Genomic DNA, 19,336 nt, shown 5'->3' on the forward strand with positions numbered 1-19,336 from the left:
CCCAGCCCCCGGCGCGACCTCGGGGCCGCGTTTCGACTCGCCTCCGGCTCGCTCAACGAGCAGACAAAGCCCCGACCCGCCCCGCGCCTCCCCGCCTCGGTTTCGACTCCGCCGCTACGCGGCTCCGCTCAACCCGTTTCGACTCCGCGGCTCCGCCGCTCCGCTCAACGAGCAACCAAAAGCCCGTACCCCTTACCCCTACCCACCCACCTCAACCCACCTACCTCAACCCGGTGCGAGCGCGAAGCGCGAGCGTGCGGGCGCGAGTGCGCCCGCCAACCAGGCGCGAAGCGCCGGCGCGCTGGAGCGCAGCGAAAGCGCCTCCCCCGAGGAGCGGCCCCTCGGGGCCCGACGAGCGGGAGAAAAAAGAAGAGCGTGGGAGGAAAAAAGAAAGCGCGTGGGAGAAAAAAGAACAGCGTGGGAGGAAAAAGAAAGAGAAGAAGAAACCGCGTCAGGCGAGCGCGAGGCCCGCCGCGAGCGCGAGCATGGCCACGGCGATGAGGGCGTCGAGGAGGCGCCATGCGCGCGGGGAGGCGAGCCAGCGCGCGGCGAACCGGGAGGCCAGGGCTAGGAACGTGAACCAGGTGGCGCTGCCGAGCACCGCGCCCGCGCCGAAGGCCCAGCGTGCATCGCCGTAGCCGGCCGAGACGGAACCCAGCAGGAACACCGTGTCGAGGTAGCCGTGGGGATTCAGCCAGGTGATGGCAAGGCACGACAGCACGGCGGGCAGCAGCGTGCCGGTGCGTCGTGCCGTCCGCGCGCGCGTGAGCGTCATCGTTCCGCTCGTGCCGGCGGGCGCCGGCGGCGGATCGCCCAGGGCGTCGCGCTCGACGCGGGTGCGCGGAGGAGCGTCGAGGGCGAGCGATTCTGCCTTGGGGCGGATGGCGCGCCACGCGGCCGCCAGCCCGTACCAGGTCAGGAACAGCACGCCGCCCCAGCGCACGACCTCGAACAGCCAGGGAACCTTGGTGACGGCGGCGCCGACGCCGGCCACGCCGAGCGCGATCAGGATCGCGTCGCTCGCGAGGCACGTGATGGCGAGGGCGACGACGTGCTGACGGTGCACGCCCATCCGCAGGAGGAAGACGTTCTGCGCGCCGGGCGCGATGATGAGCGACAGGCACAGTCCGAAGCCCGCGAGTGCAGCGGCGGCGAAGGGGGTGAGCACGCAGCGACACTACGGTCGCGGCGTGGCAGGATCAAAAGCCAGCTTAAAGATTCTGTACCACGTGAAGGAACGCTTAACGTGTGGATCCCACCCGACCTCGCCGAGACGGTCGCCGCGATCGTCGACGAGGGCAGCCTGGACGGCGCTGCGCGCGCGTTGCGCATCACGCCCTCGGCGGTCAGCCAGCGGCTGCGCGCGCTCGAGGGACAGTTGGGTCGCGTGCTCGTCGTGCGCTCCAAGCCGGCGCGGGCCACTGAGGCCGGTGCGGTCGTGCTGCGGCTCGCTCGCCAGTACGCGCTCCTGCGCCACGACGCCGGCGTCGCGCTCGGCCTGGAGGGGCCGGGCCGGATGCGCGTGCCCATCGCCGTCAACTCCGACTCGCTCGCCACGTGGTTCCTGCCCGCGCTGCAGCGGATCGCGCACACGCACGACGTCGCGCTCGAGCTGCACCGGGACGACCAGGACCACACCGCTGCGCTGCTCGAGGGCGGCACGGTCACCGCGGCCGTGACCTCGCAGCGGGATCCCATCGCCGGATGCACCGTGACCGGGCTCGGCGCCACGGTCTATCATCCGGTCGCCTCGCCGGGGTTCGTCGCGCGCTGGCTGCCGGGAGGTGCGACCCCCGCCGCGCTCGCGGAGGCACCGGTCGTGGACTACGACCGCACGGATGACCTGCAGACGCGGTGGCTCATCGCGTGCGGCGCCGATCCGTCTCGGCCGCCGCGCCACTACGTGCCCGCGTCGGAGGACTACGCGACCGCGGTGCGGCTCGGCTTCGGATGGGGACTGCTGCCGCCGCTGCAGGCGCAGGCCGCGCTCGACGAGGGCCGCCTCGTGCGCCTCGACGGCCCCGCGATGCGCGTGCCGCTCTACTGGCAGCAATGGAACCTCCGCTCACCCCTGCTGGAGGACATCCGCGCGGCCGTCGTGGAGGCGGCGCGCGCCGCGCTCGAGCCGGCCTGAGCACCGTCAGCGCCGTCAGCCGCCGTCCGAGAGCGTCACAGGTCCTGCGGTCGCGGTGCCCAGGAGCAGCGTCGTCAGGGAACCGGGGCTGCCGGCCGGCGCGACGATCCCGACGCGCAGGGCCGTCACGACGTACTGCGCCGTCGCCGTGGCGGTCGCCGGGTGGTAGGAGGGCGGCCCCGCCGGAGGCGGATTCGGGGACGTGACGTCGGGCTGAACGTTGACCTGGAGGGACAGCACGGACGGCAGCGGCGCCAGCACGCTCTCGACGGCTCCCACGAGCGTCGTCGTGAGGCCCGTCAGCGTCGTGCCGAGCGTTCCGACGATTCCCAGGGGTGCCTCGAGCACACCCGCGATCGCGCTCACCAGCACCGAGCCGAGTCCTTCCAGTGCGCTGGTCAGCGGAGTGAGCAGAAGCCCCAGGAGACCCGTGATGATCGGACCCAGTCCGCGGAGGCCGGTGAGGTCGACCTCGATCCCGGTGGCGAGAGCGGACCCCTCCCCGGTGAGCGCTGCGAGGTCCGCGTCGATGCCGATCCTCACCTGGGCGATGGGTCGCGGGCTCGAGAGGATGCCCAGCATGACCGTGGGGGCCAGGTCGATGCTGACCCGCGTGCCGCCGACGGCGGTCGTCAGCGCGCCGACGACGGTGGACACCCAGTCCTGGAGCACCGCATCGACGCGTCCCGCCAGAGCGTTCACGACCTGCTCGTCGAGGACCAGCTCGGTGTTCGGAGGCAGATCGTTGAGGCCGTGCGGACCCGACGACAGCAGCTTGGTGAGATCGACCGCGATGCGGCCCTCACGCAGCTCGAGGCGCACGACGCCTTCGCTGTCGGCGGCCTCGTCGAGCAGACCGGCCACGGCGGCGCCCAGATCGGGCACCGTCACGGCGACGCCGGATCCTCGCTGCTGCACCGCGAGGGTTGCCACCGGCGCCAGGTTCAGACCCAGGACGTTGCCGATCGCACCGTTGATCGCCGACCCGAGGGCGCCCTCCAGGCCGCGCAGGCTGCCGTCGAGAGCGGTGACGGTCGACTCGACGACGCCGACGAGCTCGCGCAGGGCCGGGGCGTCGAGCACGAGCTGGAGGCCCGCGATGTCGTAGTCGCGTTCCACGGCGCGCGTCGCCTCGATGCCCCACACCGCCTCGCGGAGCAGAGCGCAGCCGTCGACGCGCGACAGCGCGGACACGGCGCCGATCTCCAGGCCGACATCGGACACCGCTCCGGCGATCACGGGCAGCGTCTCGCCGAGGGAGATCGTCGAGGCGGCCGGCGGCGTCGCGGCGCCGTACTCGCCGATCGTCACAATGCCTGAGCGGTCCGTCACCAGCCCCGTCGCGCCGGTCGCGGTGCCCAGAGCGGTCACCTGCGCGTACTGGCCGAGCGCGCCCGTGGCGAAGCCGGGAAGCGCGGCGTCGATGCGCGGCAGCGCGACGGCGGCCAGTCCGGACAGCGCGCCGACGCTGAGCGAGGTGGCGCGCGTGTAGGCGAGCCGGTCCTCGGGATCGAGGTCGTGCGCGCCGACCGGATGGAAATGCTCGGCGCCGGCGCTGTCGACACGGTTCTCCACGCCCTGCACCTCGGCGACCGCGCCCAACGGGGTGCCCAGGAGCGTCCCGTCGACCTGGCGCCCGGAGGCGGCCGCGGCGTATCCCTCCTCCGTGCCGCAGTCGAAGCTCTGCGTCGCCAGGGCGGTCGTCGTCCACTCCGCGTCGGTCCAGCTCGCGAGCGAGCCGTTTCCGGTCGCGGGCACGACGAGGAGCGCCACGAGGCCCGCGACCGCCCAGACCCGGTGGAAGGGCCGCGTCATGACGCACCCCCCGGTCGCCTGCGCAGCAGCCTCAGGCCGGCGCCGATCGCGAGCGCGGACAGGGCGAGGGCCGCCAGCCGGACGATCGCCGCGGGATCCGCGCCGGTCGCCGCGAGCCCCGGCGCAGCGTCCGCGGGTCCGGGCCGGGGCGCGTCTCGCGCGCCCTCGTCGTACGGCCCGCCGGCGCGAGCAGCCGTCACGCCGAGGTCGACGATGGCGCCCAGGGCCTGGAGGGTCTCGTCGGCGCGCGCCTCCGCCGAGTCCTCCACCGAGAGGGTCACGAGGAAGTAGTGCGGGTCGGCGCTGTCGAGCTCGAGCATGTGGACGGCCGGGCTCGGGTCGTCCGCGAGATCGTGGGCGGGCGTCACAGTGAGCGATCCTCCCGGGGCGTCGCACCGCGGCGACCCCTCGTCCACGCCGTGCCACGGAGCAAGGCACTGCTCGACGCTCATCGTGAGCCCGCGCGGGTGCGCGGCCAGCGGCCCGCGCTTGGCGACCTGGAGGGCGACCGAGGCGCTCCCGCCCTTGTCGTCGTGTTCGGCGCGGACGATCCAGTAGCCCGGATCGCCGGGCGACAGCGAGGCCACGTCGTGCGGTGCGGGAGCGTGCCGGGAGGAGAGCGTCAGCAGGCGATCGGGGGTGGACTGCACGGGCGCGGGCGTGAACGCGTCAGCGTGCGCGACGAGCGACGAGCCCGCCCCGACGGCCAGCACGGCGCCCGCGGCGACGAGAGCCGCGCCTGCGCCGCGGCGCATCCGCCTGTGCGCGGCGGTCACGATCGCGACCCCCGCGGCCACATCACCCAGAGCACGGCGAGCGGGATCAGCACCGCCAGGATCGTGACGCGCACGGGTGACGCCAGCTGCGCGATCGGGAATCCCACCCAGGGGAGCGACGCGACGACGAGGCCCGCCTGCGTCACCGCGTAGCGATGCGCGTCCGGGGTCGCGTTCGCGTCGCCGCGCAGCGTTAGGAGCCGCTCGCCGGGGGCCGCCCCGGGCTCGATCTCGACCACCCGGTGGGTCACGAGCTCGTCGTCGTGCGCGCGCGGCACGCTCACGACGTCGCCGACGCGGAGGTCGGCCGCGTCCACGACGCGCACGACGGCCGCCGTGCCCGGCGGCATCCCCGGGGACATCGAGCCGGTGCTGAGGATCACCAGGTGGAGGCCGAAGAACGATGCGGCCGCCAGCCACGCGATCGACGCGGCTCCGATACCGCCGAGCAGGACGACCAGGCCGTTGCGGGCGAACAACACGATGCGGGCGCCGCGGCTCCGACGTGTGCGGCCGCGGACACGCCGGCGCGCCGACGCGGGAGCGCCGGCGGCGACGGGGACGTGTGCGGACGGCGCGGAGTCGCGCTCCGGGGCGAGGGTCATCGCGCCCGGCGTCAGTTCGACGTGGCGGAGAACTCCCACGCGGGCTGGAGGCCCACGCCCATGTAGCTCTCCTGGGTGATGCCGGCCGGTAGCGGGTCGGGGAGGTTGAACTCGAGCTCGAAGCAGTAGTACTGCACGTTGCCGCCGTTCGCCAGCAGCGTCTGGCCGGGTGCGGTGCCCGCCGCAGAGCCCAGCGCGTCGGTCGCCGCGGCGAGGGTGACGCCGGGCTGGGTGCCGATGGTCGCATCGCACGTGTGATCCGGCGTCGAGTCGGACTCGCTCCACGTCCACACGGTGGCGGTCGTGGCGGCGAAGAGGCGATCGGTGTCCGTCGTCGGACCGCCCGTGGTGAGCACGTCGATGGCCGGCTGGAGGACGAGCGTTCCGCCGACGGAGTTCACGTCGGGCGCGGTGCGCAGGCCGACCAGACCGTAGGTGGGCACGCCCGGTGCGAGGTCCTCGACCGAGAAGGTCACGACGTTGCCGGGGCTGGTCTCGGCATGGATGAACGCGCCGGCCGGGCCGCCGCCGACCGGGTAGGCGTGCTGCTCGACCTCGAAGGCGGACGTGCTGACCACCGGGCCGCCGGAGTCGGTGCCGGTCGTGATCCACTCGGTGTCGGTCCAGGCGGCCAGGCTCAGGGTGACGCCGACGCCGGCGACGGCGACCGCGCTCACGACGGCGACGAGCTTTGCGCCGCGGAGAGCGCGCGCGCGGGTACGGGGACGGGGGGTGTGCATCGGGTGCTCCAGCGGGATGATGAGGGGGAGGGGGACATGCATTCCGGGATACTGCAATCCTGATCTAACAGGTTCCTCCCAGTTATGTCGAGAGTTTTCCCCCTCCGCGTCACCCTGCGTCATCCGTCGCCGATGCGGAGCACCACCTTGCCCCTCGCGTGACCCTCCTCGACATGGCGGTGGGCCTGCGCCGCCTGCTCGAGGTCGAACACCTTCTCGACGTACACCTGCACCGAGCCGGATTCCAGCAGGCGCGCGATCGTGCCGAGCGCCGTCGCGTCGGGGACGACCTTGAACGAGGTGGCGCGCACACCCGCCTCGCGCGCCTCGTCCGCATACCCGGGCCAGCTGCCCGTCGGCACGACGATGAGGAGGCCGCCGGGACGCAGGACCGACAGCGAGCGCGACCCGGTGCGGTCGTGGACGTTGCCGATCAGATCGATGACGACGTCGACGTCGCCCACGACCTCCTCGAAACGCGTGGTGCGGTAGTCGATCACGACGTGCGCGCCCAGCTCGCGCAGCCAGGGCGCGTTCGCGGCCGATGACGTGGTCGTGACGTGTGCGCCGAAGTAGGCGGCGAACTGCACGGCGAAGTGGCCGACGCCACCGGAGCCCGCGTGGATGAGGATGCGCTGGCCCTCGTGCGCATGCGCCGTCTCGATGACGAGCTGCCACGCCGTCAGCGCGGCCAGTGGAACGCCGGCCGCCTCCACGTGCGACAGCGAGGCCGGCTTGCGCGCGACCGAGGTCGTGGACGCCACCGCGTACTCCGCATAGGTGCCCGGCGTACGGGGGACCGCCGCCATCCCGAACACCGGCGTCCCGGGAGGGAGCGGATGCGCCTCGTACGGCGACGAGACGACGACGCCCGAGAAGTCGAAGCCCGGCACGGCGGGGTAGGAGCCGATGGCGCCCGAGACACCGCGTCCCGCCCGGGTCTTCGCGTCGATCGGATTGACGCCCGCGGCGACGACCTTGACGAGCAGCTCGTCCATCACGGGGGAGGGCGGCGGGAGCGTCGCCGGGCGCAGCACCTCCGCCCCTCCCGGCGCGTCGAAGACCACCGCTCGCATGGCCGCGGGCGGCGCCTGGGGCGCAGCCGGCGGATCCTGGGGCTCGGTCGCGGATCGCGACGTCCGTAGTGTCATCGTTCGTTCCCCCTCTTGGCGACATGCCGGGACACCGCACCGGTGCGGCGTCCCCACCTCCCAGTCAAACGGGCGATTGTCTCGACGGTGTTTCGGCGGTGCTACGGCGCCCGCTCAGTCGTCGTCCGCCTGCCCACGACGGCTCGCGGCGGGCGGCTCGCCCGTCACGAGCGCGTGGAGCAGCTCGCTCAGTCGCTGCACGTCCTCGAGTGGCCAGGCCTCGAGCACCTGGGCCAGGCTGTTCTCCCCGCCGGCGCGGGCCGCCTCGAGGCGACGGCGTCCCTCGTCGGTCGCCTCCAGGAGGTGCGCGCGCCCGTCCGAGGGGTCCGGGGCGCGCGCCACGAGACCGAGCTCCTCGAGCTCGCGCACCATGCGGCTCAGCTGGCCCTTGTCGATCAGGAGTCGCTCGGCCATGGTCGAGGCCGTCAGCGGCCCGTGACGGACGATCGTCGTGAACACCTTGTAGGAACCCGGCAGCATTCCCGGGCTCACGCGCTGTGCGATGCGCAGGATGACGTGACGGAACTGCGTCAGGAGCTCGGAGAACTCCGCCTCGACCGCGCGGACCGCCTGCTCCCGCTCGCTCCCCGCGGCGGGGGCGGCGGCAGGCTCCGTCGTCGTCATCCCTCGCGTCCCTCCCGTGCGGTGTCTTCCTGGCCCGGGGCCTCGCCGACGAGCGGAATGGCCCCGGTCGCCGCGACCGACACGGCGCCGGCCCGCCCGAGAGCCTCCTCCGCCTCCGTGAGCTTAGCCGCCTCGCGCTCCTGCAGTCGCTCGGCGTTGTTCTTGCGGCCGAGCGGGATGTTCGGAAGGAAGCAGATCGCGATGAGGCTGAGGATGCCGAGGGGCACGCCGATGAGGAAGGCGTGCGCGATCGAGGTCGCGGCGACCTCCTCGACGATGACGCGCACCGACTCGGGCAGCTCCCGCGCGATGGGCATCGTGCCCGACGCGAACAGCTCTGCGATCCGTGCCCCGCGGGGGCCGAGTCCGGCGATCGCGTCCATGAGCTCGTGCCCGCGTCGCGCGAGCTGGTCGGCCATGCTCGATGCGAGCACGGAGCCGATGACGGCCACGCCCGCGGTGCCGCCGATCGTGCGGAAGAAGTTCACGCCCGAGCTGGCGACGCCCATCTCCTCCGGCTTCGCGGTGTTCTGCACCACCAGCACGAGGTTCTGCATCGTCATGCCCATGCCGGCGCCGAGCAGGAACATGTAGACGCCGACGAGGACCAGGGGCGTGTCGTGCGTCAGCGTGGCCAGCAGCACGTTGCCGAGGGTCATGACGACCGCGCCGACCACGAGGTAGCTCTTCCAAGCGCCGTAGCGCGTGACGAGCTGGCCGACCAGCGTCGACATGATCAGCAGGCCCGCGGCCATCGGGATCGTCATGAGACCGGCGCCGGTCGGGTCGAAGCCGCGCGCCATCTGGAAGTACTGGCCGAGGTACACCGCCGTGCCGAACATCGCCACGCCGATCGAGATCGACGCGAGCACCGACAGCGTGAAGGTGCGGTTCCGGAACAGGCTCAGCGGCACGACCGGCTCCGTGGCGCGGGTCTCCACCCAGATGAACAGCGCGGTCGCGAGGATCGCGCCGCCCACCATCAGGGCGGTCTCGAGGCTCAGCCAGCCGTAGTCCTTGACGTTCGTCACCCAGATGAGCAGCAGGCTCGACGCGACCGACAGCAGCACGATGCCGACGTAGTCGATCGTGACCCTGCGGTTGGCGCGCGGCGCGAGCTTCAGGGTCTTCACAATGACGAGGAAGGCGATCAGCCCCAGCGGGATCCCGACGAAGAAGTTCCAGTGCCAGCCGACGGTGTCGGTGAGCAGCCCGCCGATGATCGGACCGCCGACGGTGGACACGCCCAGCACGACGCCGAACAGGCCCATGTAGCGGCCGCGCTCGCGCGGGCTGATGATGTCGGCCATGATCACCTGGCTGAGCGCCGCGACACCGCCGGCGCCGATGCCCTGGAACGCGCGTGCCGCGATGAGGACCTCGGGGGTCTGCGCGAAGCCGGCGGCGGCGCTCGCCACCAGGAAGAAGCCGAGCGCGACGAGGATGAGCGCCTTGCGATCGGTGAGGTCCGCGAGCTTTCCCCAGATCGGCGTGGAGATCGCGGTCGTCAGCAGGGCGGCGGTCACGACCCACGTGTAGTGGGTCTGCGTGCCGCCGAGGTCGGGGACGATGATCGGCAGCGAGGTGCCGACGATGGTGTTCGCCATCATCGAGGTGAACATCGCGAGCAGGAGGCCGGAGATGGCTTCGAGCACCTGGCGATGGGTCATGCGCGGGAGAGCGGCGTCCGTCATGGGAACCCTTCGAGTACAGGCGCGGCCCCGTCGGCGCGCGAAAAGTTGTATGTCGTCAACCATACGCCCAATCGTTGACGAAAGACAACCATCTGGGACGCGCGGGGTCCGCCGGACGGGCGTGGCGATGCGGGGCTTGCGGACAGGCGGCGTTAGGGTCGTCGGGTGACACCCGAACTGCAGGCCCGCATCATCGCGGACGCCCGCGACCGGGTCGGGTGGCTGCGCGCGCGTTCCCGGGGGATCACCGCGACCGACGTCGCCTCGCTCACGAGCGAGCGCTCGATCCCGCGTGCCGCGGACCAGAAGCTCCTGGGCTCGCGCTTCAGCGGCAACGCGTTCACCGACCACGGCCGCCGTCGTGAGCCGGAGATCGCCGCGTGGATCGCGGCGACCCACGGCATCCAGCCCTCGAGCGCGCTGTTCCACGCGGTCGTCGAGAAGCGGCACCTCGCCACGCCGGACGGCATCGGGCTCGACGCGGCCGGTCGGGTCACGCTCGCCGAGATCAAGACGACCAACAAGTCGTGGCGCTCCATCCCGCGCACCTATCTGCGGCAGGTGTGGTGGCAGCAGCACGTGCTCGGCGCCGAGCGCACGCTGTTCGTGTGGGAGGAGCACCGCGACTTCCGCCCCCTCCACGATGAGCCCCGCTGCACGTGGATCGACCGCGACGAGCGCGAGATCTCGCAGCTCGTGCGTCTCGCGACGCGCCTGATCGACGAGCTCTACCAGCGCACCACCGGCAACCGCGTGGAGCGTGCGATCTCCGCGCCCGCGTCAAACCGGGAGCGGCTGCGCGAGCGCGACATGTTCCGGGCCCTGGCGCTGTCCGACTGAGCCCCCGCCGCGTCAGCCGGCGGATCCGTCCGTGCGGCCCCTCGTGTAGCGGAGGTGCAGATCGCCCGTCGCGCTGCGGAGGGCATGGGCGAGCGGCATCGTCTGCAGGGGTCCCGCGGCGCCGTGCGCGACCCGCGGGCCCGCGCCCGCGGCCAGCCGCGGGGTGAGCGTGAGGCAGAGCTCGTCGACGGCCCGGGCGGCGATCATGTCGCCGAGCAGGACCGGACCCCCCTCGCAGAGCACGTCGCGATGACCGCGCTCTGCCAGGCGGGAGCGCAGCTGCGCCGGATCCACCCGATCGACGCCGCTCGCGACGACGTCCGCCGCGCCGCGGAGGCGGCGGGCCACGTCGGCCGGCGCGGAGTCGGTCGTGACGACGAGGGCGCGGACGGGGGACGCCTCGAGGGTGGCGGGATCGAGATCGAGCCGGCGCGAGACGATGACCAGCGCGGGGTGCTCCGCGCGCCCGTGCGCGCGGCGCCACTCGCGCTGCTCGTCGTCGACGAGGGGCCCGACGTACCCCTCGGCGCGGACTGTGCCCGCCCCGACCAGCACGGCGTCCGTCAGGCAGCGCAGCGCGCGGAAGACCAGTCGATCGGATGCGGACGACAGCGACCCGCTGAGCCCGTCGTCGCCCGTGGCCGAGCCGTCCAGGGAGGACACGACGTTCGCCCGGACCCAGGGCTCGCCGTCCGCCGGCCGGATCGGCGCGTAGAGCTCCGCGAGCTCGGCGAGGCCCAGGTCGTCGCGCCCCGGCGTCAGCGCGTGCACGCCGGGCTCAGTTCTGACCATTGTTGTGCCAGACGAGGGCGGGCTCGCGGATGCCGAGGACGGCCTCGGCCATGCGCACGGCGTCGACGGTCGGCCGCACGTCGTGCGCGCGCACGATCCGCGCGCCCGCGAGGACGCAGGCGGTGGCGGCGGCGAGCGAGCCGGGGAGTCGCTCGCCGCGCGGGCGGTCGAGCGTCTCGCCCACGAAGTCCTTGTGGGACAGCGCGACGAGCGTGGGGTGCCCGAGCGCCACGACCTCCGGCAGGCGGCGGATGAGCTCGAGCGAGTGCCTCGTGTTCTTGTTGAGGTCGTGCCCGGGGTCCACGATGAGCCGGTCCGGAGGGATGCCGGCCTCCGTCGCGCGCTCCACCAGGCTGCGGAGGCGGTCGACGACCGCCTCGACGACGTCGTCGTACTCGGGCTTGACCGGTTCCGAGCGCGGGGGGTTCAGGCTGTGCGTGAGCACGACGGCCGCGCCGCCGCGCGCCACCGTCGCGGGCATCTGCGGATCCCAGAAGCCGCTGGTGTCGTTGATGACGGAGGCCCCGGCGGCGATCGCCGCGGCGGCCACGGCGGCGCGCGTCGTGTCGACCGAGACGACCGCGTCGGTCGCCGCCGCGACGGCCTCGACCGTGGGCACGACGCGGTCGAGCTCCTCCTGCTCGGAGACCGCCGGACCGCGCCCGAAGGGGACCCCGCCGATGTCGACCCATTCGGCCCCCTCGCTCACCGCGCGCAGAGACGCCTCCACGGCGCGGTCGAGCCGGAAGTCGCGCCCCCGGTCGTGGAAGGAGTCGGGTGTCCGATTGACGATCGCCATGACGACCGCGCGCCGCGCGAAGTCGAACTCCCGCCGACCGATCCGGCGCGGGCGCTCGTCGATGAGCGGGATCGCCGGATCGAAGGGGCCGGCCGTCCGCGCGCGGATCCGGGTCGGGACCATGGACATGCCAATACTGTACACACGGAATCAATATTGTTCGCGAATGCTCTTGACGATCATCGATTCACCCCGGAGACTGGCTGAGACGTACGGAGAATGTTCTACCTGTCGCATATGTAGACGTTCTCTGGGACTCACGATGGCGATCAGAGAGGATTCATCGGATGAGCATCACTGTCGATGCACCGCAGGCGCCGCCGGTTCCCGGAGTGGACCGGCCGACGCTGCTCGAGGCGGCCCGGGCCATGGAGCCGATGCTCCGCGACGCGGAGGAGATCATCGAGAACGAGCGCCGGGTGCCGCAGGAGATCACGGATGCCATGTACGACAACGGCATCTACCGGGCGTTCCTGCCGTACGAGCTCGGAGGGCTCGAGGCCCACCCGCTCGAGTGGCTCGACGCGGTCGAGGAGATCTCGCGCGTGAACGGCTCGGTGGGATGGCTGTGCATGCTGCACTCCGGCTCCACGTTCCTCGCGCCCGACGTGATGCGCCGGCTGCTCGAGAAGGACAAGTGGATCACCGCGTCCAACGTGGGGCGCGCCGCGGGGAAGGCGGTCAAGGTCCCGGGCGGCTACCGGATCAGCGGGCGGTGGCCGTTCACGAGCGGCTCCCCCGAGGCGAACTGGCTCTCGGGTCGGTCGGTGCTCTACGACGAGAACGACGAGCCGGTCATCCACCCGCACGACGGGCTGCCCTGGTTCATCGTCGCGATGTTCCCGGCGTCCGAGGCCACCCTGCACGACACATGGGACGGGCACGGCCTGCGAGGGACGGGCAGCGGCGACTTCGAGGTGAAGGACCTCTTCGTGCCCTCCGAGATGGTCAACGAGGCCGGCATCTGGGAGCGCCCGTACGACCGGGCCCTGTATCGCTATTGGTTCAACGTGATGGCGCATGGGGCGCACGCACTGGGGCTGGCGAAGGGGGCGATCGAGGAGTTCGTCGGCCTCGTGCACATGTCGGCCAAGCGCGGTTCCTACCGCCAGGCGCGCCTCGGCAAGGAGGCCATGCACCAGTACACGCTGGGCAAGGCCGACACGATGGTGCGCGCGGCGCGCGCCCACCTGTGGGACCTCGTGGGCAAGGCGTACGAGTCCGCCGAGAAGCAGTGGCCGATCGACTACGAGCTGCGCGTGCAGCTGCACGGCGCCACGATCAACGCCGTCCACACCTCGCGCGCGGCCGTCGACATGATCTTCCAGCAGGCCGGCGCGCCCGCCGTGTTCCGCGGTCGGCGGCTCGAGCGGATCCACCGCGACATCCTCACCGCCGCGAACCACGCGCTCATGGCGGAGTCCTCGTACGACCGGATCGGCCAGTACATCATGTCGAAGGACACCCCGACGGGTCCGGAGATCGACGTGCGCGAGATCGGCTACGTCCCCGGGCCGCACCCCCAGCACGACCGCAAGAAGAAGAAGGAGGAGTCGGGCGAGGCGTCCTGAGCCCCCGTAGAGTCCGCATCGATGCTCTCAATGCCGAGAGCAGCCTGGTAAACGATGGAGTTTCCCTTGTCTTCAGTAACTGTGCGCGGCCTCGATAAGCGTTTCGGCGAGTATCAGGCCATCGGAGGAGCGGATCTGACCGCGGCGGACGGCGAGTTCGTCACGCTGCTGGGTGAGAGCGGCTGCGGCAAGACCACGACGCTGCGCTGCATCGCGGGACTCGAGACGCCGACCTCGGGTCATATCGCGATCGGCGACCACGTCGTATACGACAGTGCGCGGCGGATCGACGTGCAACCCGAGCGGCGGCGCACGGGGATGGTGTTCCAGAGCTACGCACTGTGGCCGCACCTCACCGTGCTCGAGACCGTCCTCTATCCGTTGCGCCGGCGCAAGGTCCGCGGGAAGGAGGCGCTGCAGCGGGCTCGCGACGTGCTCGCGACCGTCGGGCTCGAGCGCTTCGCGGCCCGGCCGGCGACCTCGCTCTCGGGTGGCCAGCAGCAGCGGGTGGCGCTCGCCCGGGCGCTCGTGAGCCGCCCCGAGCTGATGCTCTACGACGAGCCGCTGTCGAACCTCGACCCGTCGCTGCGCCGCCAGGTGCGCGACGAGATCCTGCGCATGCACCGGTTCAACGGCACGACGTCGATCTACGTCACGCACGACCTCGAAGAGGCCATGCACCTGTCGGACCGCATCATCGTCATGCAGTCCGGCCTGCTGGAGCAGTCGGGGACGCCGGCGGAGATCTTCGCGCGGCCGACGAACGAGTTCGTCGCCAAGTTCGTGGGCTTCGAGAACCTGCTCGCAGCGACCGTGACGAGCGTGTTCGCCTCCGACATCGCGCTGCGCATCCCGGCGGCCGGTGTCGAGGTCACGCTCCCGGCCTCCACGGCGACGGGACCGCTCGCGGCGGGCGACGAGGTCATGGTCGCCTTCCGGTCGGCCAACGCCGTGGTCGTCTCCGAGCGGGAGACCGGCGGCCCGCGCCTGCAGCTGGCGGGCGTGATCGAGCGCGTGGACTTCCTCGGCTCCCGCAACGAGTTCCGGATCGTCAGCGGCGAAGCCTCGCTGCGTGTCGCGGAATCCGAGCGGGACTACCGGCGCCAGCAGATCCGTCGCGAGGCCGGCGCCGACATCTGGGTCGAGGTCGACGCGGACCTGTGCTCGGTGATCCCGACCGGACGGCGCGCGCCGCAGAGCGCGCCCGAGGAGAGCGCCGTGGCGGGAGCCGTCGCATGAGCGCGATCTCCCCGGAGTGGCGGGGAGAGCGGCTCTTCGGGAAGATCCTCCTGGCACTCGCGCTCGTGGTGCTGTTCGTGCTGTTCATCTGGCCTCCGGTCATGATGGCGACCGCGGCCTTCCGCGTGGGGAACCTCGCGGGGCAGGGCGAGTGGAGCATCGGGCCGTTCCTCGACACGCTGGCGCGCGAGAGCACCTGGCGCGTGTCGCTCAACTCGATCATCCTGTCGGCCGCGTCGAGCCTCGGCGCGCTCGCCATCGGGACGTTCCTGGCCTGGGTCGCGGTCCGCACGACCACGCCGCTGCGCCGCTGGATGACGCCGGCGATGGCCGTGATCCTCGTGATCCCGTCGCTGTTCTACGGGCTGGGGTGGTACCTCGTCGTCAACGGGAACGCCGCACCGGTCAACATCCTGCTGCGCGAGTGGTTCGGCATCACCGGCTCGCCGCTCGGGTCGGGCTGGCCCATCATGCTCTTCGTCGTGATCGGGTTCGTCGTGCCGGTCGGCTACCTCTTCATGGTGGGCCCGATGGCGCGGATGGATGCGGCGCTCGACGACGCGGCGCGGATGAGCGGCGCCAGCCGCGGAAACGCGTTCTTCACCGTGACCCTGCCGCTGCTGCGGCCCACGATGTTCGGCGTCTTCGTGCTCATGACGTCGTACGGCTTCAGCGCGTTCGAGCTGCCGCTGCTGTTCGGCATCCAGGCCGACATCAACGTGTTCTCGACCGCGGTCTACACCACCCTCACCGCGCAGGAGGCCGTGCCGAACTACGCCGGTGCGAGCACGCTGTCGCTCATCCTCATGGCCCTCGTGATCGCCCTCGTGCTGGTGCGTTCGCGCATCCTCGGCGGCCGCCGCTTCTCCACCATCACCGGCAAGGGCTTCCGCCCCGACCCGAAGAACTACGGCCGCATCCAGTGGCTCTTCCTCGCGACCTTCATCGCGGTCGTCTGCTGGGCCGGGGTCATCCCGCTGCTGCAGATGATCCTCGGGTCGTTCCAGCCCATGTTCGGCGTCTCGCTCGGCTTCACGACGGCCAACTACGAGAACGTGCTGCGCAATCCGCGCACGGGGTCGCTGATCGGGTTCACCCTCGTCCTCGCCGCGGTCGGCGGGTTCATCGCCGCCTCGGTGGCGCTCGTCATGAGCCACCTCGCCACCCACGGCGGAGGGCTCCTGCGAGCCGTGACCGGGACCGTCAGCTGGGCCCCCGTCGCGATCCCGGGCGTGCTCGTCGGACTCGCGCTCATCACGGCGTACCTGCCCATCCCGGGGCTGCGGAACCTGATCGGCACGCCGCTGATGCTCCTGCTGGGCTTCATCGTGGTGGTGACGCCCATCGCGACCAGGGCCGTCGAGGGCGGCGTGCTCCAGATCTCCTCCGAGCTCGAGGAGTCGGCGCGCATCTCGGGGGCCTCCCGCTACGTCACCTTCTTCACCGTGGTCGTCCCGCTCGTGCTGCCCAGCTTCCTCGCCGGGTGGTTCATCGCGGGCATCGGGATCGCGGGGAACCTGAGCCTCCCCGTGCTGCTGTCGTCGCCGACGATGCAGACCGTGGCGGTTCAGGCCTACGACTCCTACCGCCAGGGGTACGCCTCCGAGGCGGCAGCGCTGTTCCTGCTGCTCATGCTCGCGGTCGCCGTGGTCGGCGCCGTCGCATCGGCAGCGGTCTGGGGAGGGGCCCGCCTGCTCAAGCGGATCCGGATATCCCGCATCGAGAGAGCAATCACAATGAAAGGAAGTGCTGCGTATGTCTAGACGCCAAAGGTGGCTCCTGGCAACCGCGCTGATCGCCCCCCTGGCCCTGCTCGCCAGCTGTGCCTCCGACGCGGCCCCCGCCGCGCCGGGCGGGGACGGCGACGGCTCCGGGTTCGGGGGAGCACTCGGCACGCCCGAGCAGGAAGAGGCCTTCGCGGAGCTGTACGACGCCGCGCTCGCCGCCGGGGAGAACCAGGTGGTGGCCTACGGCCCGCCGCCCGCCCGCGCGCTCCTGGACGCGTTCCACGCGCGGTTCCCCGGCATCGAGCTCAACTATCAGCAGCTGCAGACGGCCGAGCGCATCGCGAAGCTCGAGCAGGAGAAGCAGACGGGGAACCACGTCGCGGACATCGCGTCCGACGGGCGCACTCCCATCGTGTCCATGGCGGTCGACGGCTGGTGCCAGCAGCTCGACCCGATCATGGACCTCCCCGAGGAGTGGACCGGTCCGGACTCGCGGGCCTACTTCCCGTACGTGTCGATCTTCGGCCTCGTGGTGAACACGGACCTGATCGACCCGGAGGACGCCCCGCAGAGCTGGGAGGAGCTGGTCTCGCCCGAGTGGAAGGGTGACGTCGTGATGGTCAGCCCGGCAGCGGGCGGGGCCGCGGCGTTCACGTTCGCCATGATGCAGACGCCCGAGGAGAACGCCGAGAAGTACGAGGGGATCATGGAGGGCATCAAGGAGAACGTGTCGCTCGTCGCCCGCGACGCGCTCGTGCTCCAGGAGGTCGCCCAGGGCACCTACCCGGTGGGCGCCCTCGCGTACTACCCGTACTACGTCGAGACCGCCGCGCAGGGCGCGCCGATCGAGTTCGTCTTCCCCTTCACCGAGGGCGGCGGCAACATGTGGACGAAGAGCGGCAACTGCCTGATCGAGAACGCGCCGAACCCGAACGCGGGCCGGCTGTGGATGGAGTGGCTGCTCAGCATCGAGGGCCAGACGGTGCTCGCGGAGTCGGGCTGGTACCCCACCATGCCCGGCATGCCCGGTCCTGGTGGACTCCCGCCGCTCGAGGAGATCGACCTCCTCTACGCGCTGCCGGATGAAGAGGCGATCACGGCGTACGGTCCGTACGTCCAAGAGGTCATCGCGTTCTTCGGCGGCTGACGATCGGAACGGGTGCCCGCCCCGCCGCGCCGGCGGCGGGGCGGGCACCCGGGTCCGCGGCGCGACTGCGCTATCCTCTCACTCAACGGCAGGACCCGCGCGTCGCACCGCGGCTGCCCAATCGCCTGGTATAGGAGACCTCGATTTGACCGTCGCTGACCCGGGGCCGCCGTTCTCCACCACGGTGGCGCGCGCAGGCGCCGTCCTCGAACTGCTCGCCGAGGTGCCCGAAGGGCTCGGCATCACCGAGCTGACCCGCCGGCTCGACACGCAGCGCGCGCCCCTGTACCGGATCCTCGAGGCGCTCATCCGGTATCGCCTGGTGCGCCGCGACGAGCAGAAGCGCTACCGGCTCGGCGTCGGAACCGTCCGCCTCGCGCGGGCCTACGCGGTTCAGTTCCCCGCGGGCCTCGAGCAGCTGCTCGCCGAGCTGGCGAACGAGGTCGGCGTGACGGCCACGCTCGTCGCGGCGGAGGGTGACGTGCTCACCACCGTCACGTCGGCGACGCCGAGCACGAACGCCGAGCACGTGTTCACCCCTCCCGGCTTCGAGCATCCGGCCGGCCCCCTCGCGACACGGATCGCGCTGCAGGCGTCCCGGCCCCCGCAGGAGGACGACTCGGAGGCGGTGAGGGAAGCGCGCCGGTGCGGATACGCCGTGGCGCGCGGCACCGTCGCGCCCGTGCGGTACGCGGTCGCGGCCGCGGTCCCCGGGCCGGATCCCGCCGGCGCGACGCACGTGCTCGCGCTGGTCTCCCTGCACGACTTCGACGCGGAGGGAGCGGCGGAACCGCTGATGAGGACGGCGCACATGATCGGGCTTTCCGCGGCCGCGCCCGGCTCCGGCGGGCTGGGCGCACTGCGCCTGTGACCGCCTCGCGGCGGCGATGTGCTACGCTCGAGCAAGCCGAAGACCGCCGGTCATCGTGATGCGCGCAAGCGCGGAGCGATCGAAGCACTGCTCTGCAGGGGCCCGCGCAGGTGTCACGAACGATTCTCCCTCATCCGGTTTCCGGGTTTCGGATCTGAGCTCCGTGCGCTTGCGCCGGAGCTTTTGTCATTGTCTGTGCGGGAACCGCGGCGGCTCGGCCGGTTCCCCACCACCGTGGGGCACCTCGTTCACATCAAGGAGTGGCCATGGCGCAGAAGGAAGCATCGGTCGCCGAGCTCACGAAGTCTTTCGAGAGCTCGAGCGCCGTCCTGCTGACCGAGTACCGCGGTCTGACGGTTGCCCAGCTCAAGGAGCTGCGCAACAGCATCCGTCAGGACGCGGAGTTCGCCGTGGTGAAGAACACGCTGACGAAGATCGCCGCGAACAACGTGGGGATCTCGGCGCTGGACGACGAGCTCAAGGGCCCGTCCGCCATCGCCTTCGTGCACGGTGACCCGGTCGCCGTCGCCAAGGGTCTGCGTGCCTTCGCCAAGGCACACCCTCTTCTGGTGATCAAGGGCGGCTACTTCGATGGCAAGCCCCTGACCGCCGAAGAGGTCGGCAAGCTCGCCGACCTCGAGAGCCGTGAGGTCCTGCTCGCCAAGGCGGCCGGGATGTTCAAGGCCTCGATGGCGAAGGCTGCCGCCCTCTTCCAGGCACCGCTGTCGAAGACCGTCCGCACGGTCGAGGCGCTGCGTGAGAAGCAGGAGACCGCGGCCTGACCCCAGGTCGCCGAGAAGCACCCCACAAA

18 protein-coding genes are annotated in these 19,336 nt (G+C 71.6%); 8 read left to right on the top strand and 10 right to left on the bottom strand.

Annotation, left to right across the window (positions count from 1 at the left end):
• Positions 1 to 451: 451 nt before the first annotated feature.
• Entirely contained in the window at positions 452 to 1,168 is a 717-nt protein-coding gene (locus IEX37_RS02980) for a LysE/ArgO family amino acid transporter (protein WP_188754766.1), read from the bottom strand.
• A 78-nt stretch (positions 1,169 to 1,246) separates the two neighbouring features.
• Here IEX37_RS02980 and IEX37_RS02985 point away from each other — a divergent pair, with 78 nt between their 5' ends.
• Complete coding sequence (locus IEX37_RS02985) at positions 1,247 to 2,134, top strand: LysR family transcriptional regulator ArgP (RefSeq protein WP_188754767.1); 888 nt, start codon at positions 1,247 to 1,249, stop codon at positions 2,132 to 2,134.
• A gap of 15 nt (positions 2,135 to 2,149) precedes the next feature.
• Here IEX37_RS02985 and IEX37_RS02990 read toward each other — a convergent pair whose 3' ends face one another.
• The 7 genes from IEX37_RS02990 to IEX37_RS03020 form a co-directional block, all read right to left on the bottom strand.
• Complete coding sequence (locus tag IEX37_RS02990) at positions 2,150 to 3,949, bottom strand: choice-of-anchor G family protein (RefSeq protein ID WP_188754768.1); 1,800 nt, start codon at positions 3,947 to 3,949, stop codon at positions 2,150 to 2,152.
• Entirely contained in the window at positions 3,946 to 4,725 is a 780-nt protein-coding gene (locus tag IEX37_RS02995; RefSeq protein ID WP_188754769.1) for a hypothetical protein, read from the bottom strand. The genes IEX37_RS02990 and IEX37_RS02995 overlap by 4 nt, the downstream gene beginning before the upstream one ends.
• Positions 4,722 to 5,330 (bottom strand): signal peptidase I, encoded by a 609-nt coding sequence (locus IEX37_RS03000; protein ID WP_188754770.1) that lies wholly within the window; start codon positions 5,328 to 5,330, stop codon positions 4,722 to 4,724. The genes IEX37_RS02995 and IEX37_RS03000 overlap by 4 nt, the downstream gene beginning before the upstream one ends.
• 11 nt (positions 5,331 to 5,341) lie before the next feature.
• Entirely contained in the window at positions 5,342 to 6,112 is a 771-nt protein-coding gene (locus IEX37_RS03005; RefSeq protein ID WP_188754771.1) for an acyl-CoA dehydrogenase, read from the bottom strand.
• A 77-nt stretch (positions 6,113 to 6,189) separates the two neighbouring features.
• Positions 6,190 to 7,221, bottom strand: coding sequence for an NADP-dependent oxidoreductase (locus tag IEX37_RS03010; protein WP_373286243.1), 1,032 nt, complete (start codon positions 7,219 to 7,221; stop codon positions 6,190 to 6,192).
• A 114-nt stretch (positions 7,222 to 7,335) separates the two neighbouring features.
• Positions 7,336 to 7,845, bottom strand: a complete 510-nt coding sequence (locus IEX37_RS03015) for a MarR family winged helix-turn-helix transcriptional regulator (protein WP_188754772.1) — start codon at positions 7,843 to 7,845, stop codon at positions 7,336 to 7,338.
• Complete coding sequence (locus tag IEX37_RS03020) at positions 7,842 to 9,539, bottom strand: MDR family MFS transporter (RefSeq protein ID WP_188754773.1); 1,698 nt, start codon at positions 9,537 to 9,539, stop codon at positions 7,842 to 7,844. The genes IEX37_RS03015 and IEX37_RS03020 overlap by 4 nt, the downstream gene beginning before the upstream one ends.
• 165 nt (positions 9,540 to 9,704) lie before the next feature.
• Between IEX37_RS03020 and IEX37_RS03025 the strand changes: the two genes are divergently transcribed.
• Positions 9,705 to 10,379: a YqaJ viral recombinase family protein gene (locus tag IEX37_RS03025; protein WP_188754774.1), complete on the top strand. Its 675-nt coding sequence runs from the start codon at positions 9,705 to 9,707 to the stop codon at positions 10,377 to 10,379.
• Positions 10,380 to 10,391: 12 nt separating this feature from the next.
• On the opposite strand, the gene IEX37_RS03030 is transcribed toward IEX37_RS03025, so the two are convergent.
• Both IEX37_RS03030 and folP read right to left on the bottom strand, forming a co-directional pair.
• Entirely contained in the window at positions 10,392 to 11,171 is a 780-nt protein-coding gene (locus IEX37_RS03030) for a dihydrofolate reductase family protein (protein WP_188754775.1), read from the bottom strand.
• The gene (gene folP, locus IEX37_RS03035) at positions 11,158 to 12,099 is read right to left on the bottom strand and encodes a dihydropteroate synthase (protein ID WP_229663035.1); all 942 of its coding nucleotides are present in this window, start codon (positions 12,097 to 12,099) and stop codon (positions 11,158 to 11,160) included. The genes IEX37_RS03030 and folP overlap by 14 nt, the downstream gene beginning before the upstream one ends.
• A 158-nt stretch (positions 12,100 to 12,257) precedes the next feature.
• Here folP and IEX37_RS03040 point away from each other — a divergent pair, with 158 nt between their 5' ends.
• The 6 genes from IEX37_RS03040 (at position 12,258) to rplJ (ending at position 19,307) form a co-directional block, all read left to right on the top strand.
• The gene (locus IEX37_RS03040; RefSeq protein ID WP_188754776.1) at positions 12,258 to 13,541 is read left to right on the top strand and encodes an acyl-CoA dehydrogenase family protein; all 1,284 of its coding nucleotides are present in this window, start codon (positions 12,258 to 12,260) and stop codon (positions 13,539 to 13,541) included.
• A gap of 81 nt (positions 13,542 to 13,622) precedes the next feature.
• Entirely contained in the window at positions 13,623 to 14,780 is a 1,158-nt protein-coding gene (locus IEX37_RS03045) for an ABC transporter ATP-binding protein (RefSeq protein ID WP_188754777.1), read from the top strand.
• Positions 14,777 to 16,543 carry an ABC transporter permease gene (locus IEX37_RS03050; RefSeq protein WP_188754778.1) on the top strand — a complete coding sequence of 589 codons (1,767 nt, stop codon included), beginning with the start codon at positions 14,777 to 14,779 and terminating at the stop codon, positions 16,541 to 16,543. Before IEX37_RS03045 ends, IEX37_RS03050 begins: the two co-directional genes overlap by 4 nt.
• Positions 16,536 to 17,654: an ABC transporter substrate-binding protein gene (locus IEX37_RS03055; protein ID WP_188754779.1), complete on the top strand. Its 1,119-nt coding sequence runs from the start codon at positions 16,536 to 16,538 to the stop codon at positions 17,652 to 17,654. Before IEX37_RS03050 ends, IEX37_RS03055 begins: the two co-directional genes overlap by 8 nt.
• Positions 17,655 to 17,799: 145 nt before the next feature.
• Positions 17,800 to 18,525, top strand: a complete 726-nt coding sequence (locus IEX37_RS03060) for a helix-turn-helix domain-containing protein (RefSeq protein ID WP_188754780.1) — start codon at positions 17,800 to 17,802, stop codon at positions 18,523 to 18,525.
• A 266-nt stretch (positions 18,526 to 18,791) separates the two neighbouring features.
• Positions 18,792 to 19,307, top strand: a complete 516-nt coding sequence (rplJ, locus tag IEX37_RS03065; RefSeq protein WP_188754781.1) for a 50S ribosomal protein L10 — start codon at positions 18,792 to 18,794, stop codon at positions 19,305 to 19,307.
• Positions 19,308 to 19,336: the final 29 nt, after the last annotated feature.

It is taken from the genome of Microbacterium album, from assembly GCF_014643695.1.
GTDB classification, from domain to species: Bacteria; Actinomycetota; Actinomycetes; order Actinomycetales; family Microbacteriaceae; genus Microbacterium; species Microbacterium album.

What these genes read in the sequence shown, in the direction of transcription:
- rplJ (WP_188754781.1), top strand. Translation starts at nt 18,792, where the DNA reads ATGGCGCAGAAGGAAGCATCGGTCGCCGAGCTCACGAAGTCTTTCGAG.
- IEX37_RS03005 (WP_188754771.1), bottom strand. Translation starts at nt 6,112, where the DNA reads ATGCATGTCCCCCTCCCCCTCATCATCCCGCTGGAGCACCCGATGCAC.
- IEX37_RS03040 (WP_188754776.1), top strand. Translation starts at nt 12,258, where the DNA reads ATGAGCATCACTGTCGATGCACCGCAGGCGCCGCCGGTTCCCGGAGTG.
- IEX37_RS03010 (WP_373286243.1), bottom strand. Translation starts at nt 7,221, where the DNA reads ATGACACTACGGACGTCGCGATCCGCGACCGAGCCCCAGGATCCGCCG.
- IEX37_RS02990 (WP_188754768.1), bottom strand. Translation starts at nt 3,949, where the DNA reads ATGACGCGGCCCTTCCACCGGGTCTGGGCGGTCGCGGGCCTCGTGGCG.
- IEX37_RS03055 (WP_188754779.1), top strand. Translation starts at nt 16,536, where the DNA reads ATGTCTAGACGCCAAAGGTGGCTCCTGGCAACCGCGCTGATCGCCCCC.
- IEX37_RS03015 (WP_188754772.1), bottom strand. Translation starts at nt 7,845, where the DNA reads ATGACGACGACGGAGCCTGCCGCCGCCCCCGCCGCGGGGAGCGAGCGG.
- IEX37_RS03050 (WP_188754778.1), top strand. Translation starts at nt 14,777, where the DNA reads ATGAGCGCGATCTCCCCGGAGTGGCGGGGAGAGCGGCTCTTCGGGAAG.
- IEX37_RS03000 (WP_188754770.1), bottom strand. Translation starts at nt 5,330, where the DNA reads ATGACCCTCGCCCCGGAGCGCGACTCCGCGCCGTCCGCACACGTCCCC.
- IEX37_RS03030 (WP_188754775.1), bottom strand. Translation starts at nt 11,171, where the DNA reads ATGGTCAGAACTGAGCCCGGCGTGCACGCGCTGACGCCGGGGCGCGAC.
- folP (WP_229663035.1), bottom strand. Translation starts at nt 12,099, where the DNA reads ATGTCCATGGTCCCGACCCGGATCCGCGCGCGGACGGCCGGCCCCTTC.
- IEX37_RS03020 (WP_188754773.1), bottom strand. Translation starts at nt 9,539, where the DNA reads ATGACGGACGCCGCTCTCCCGCGCATGACCCATCGCCAGGTGCTCGAA.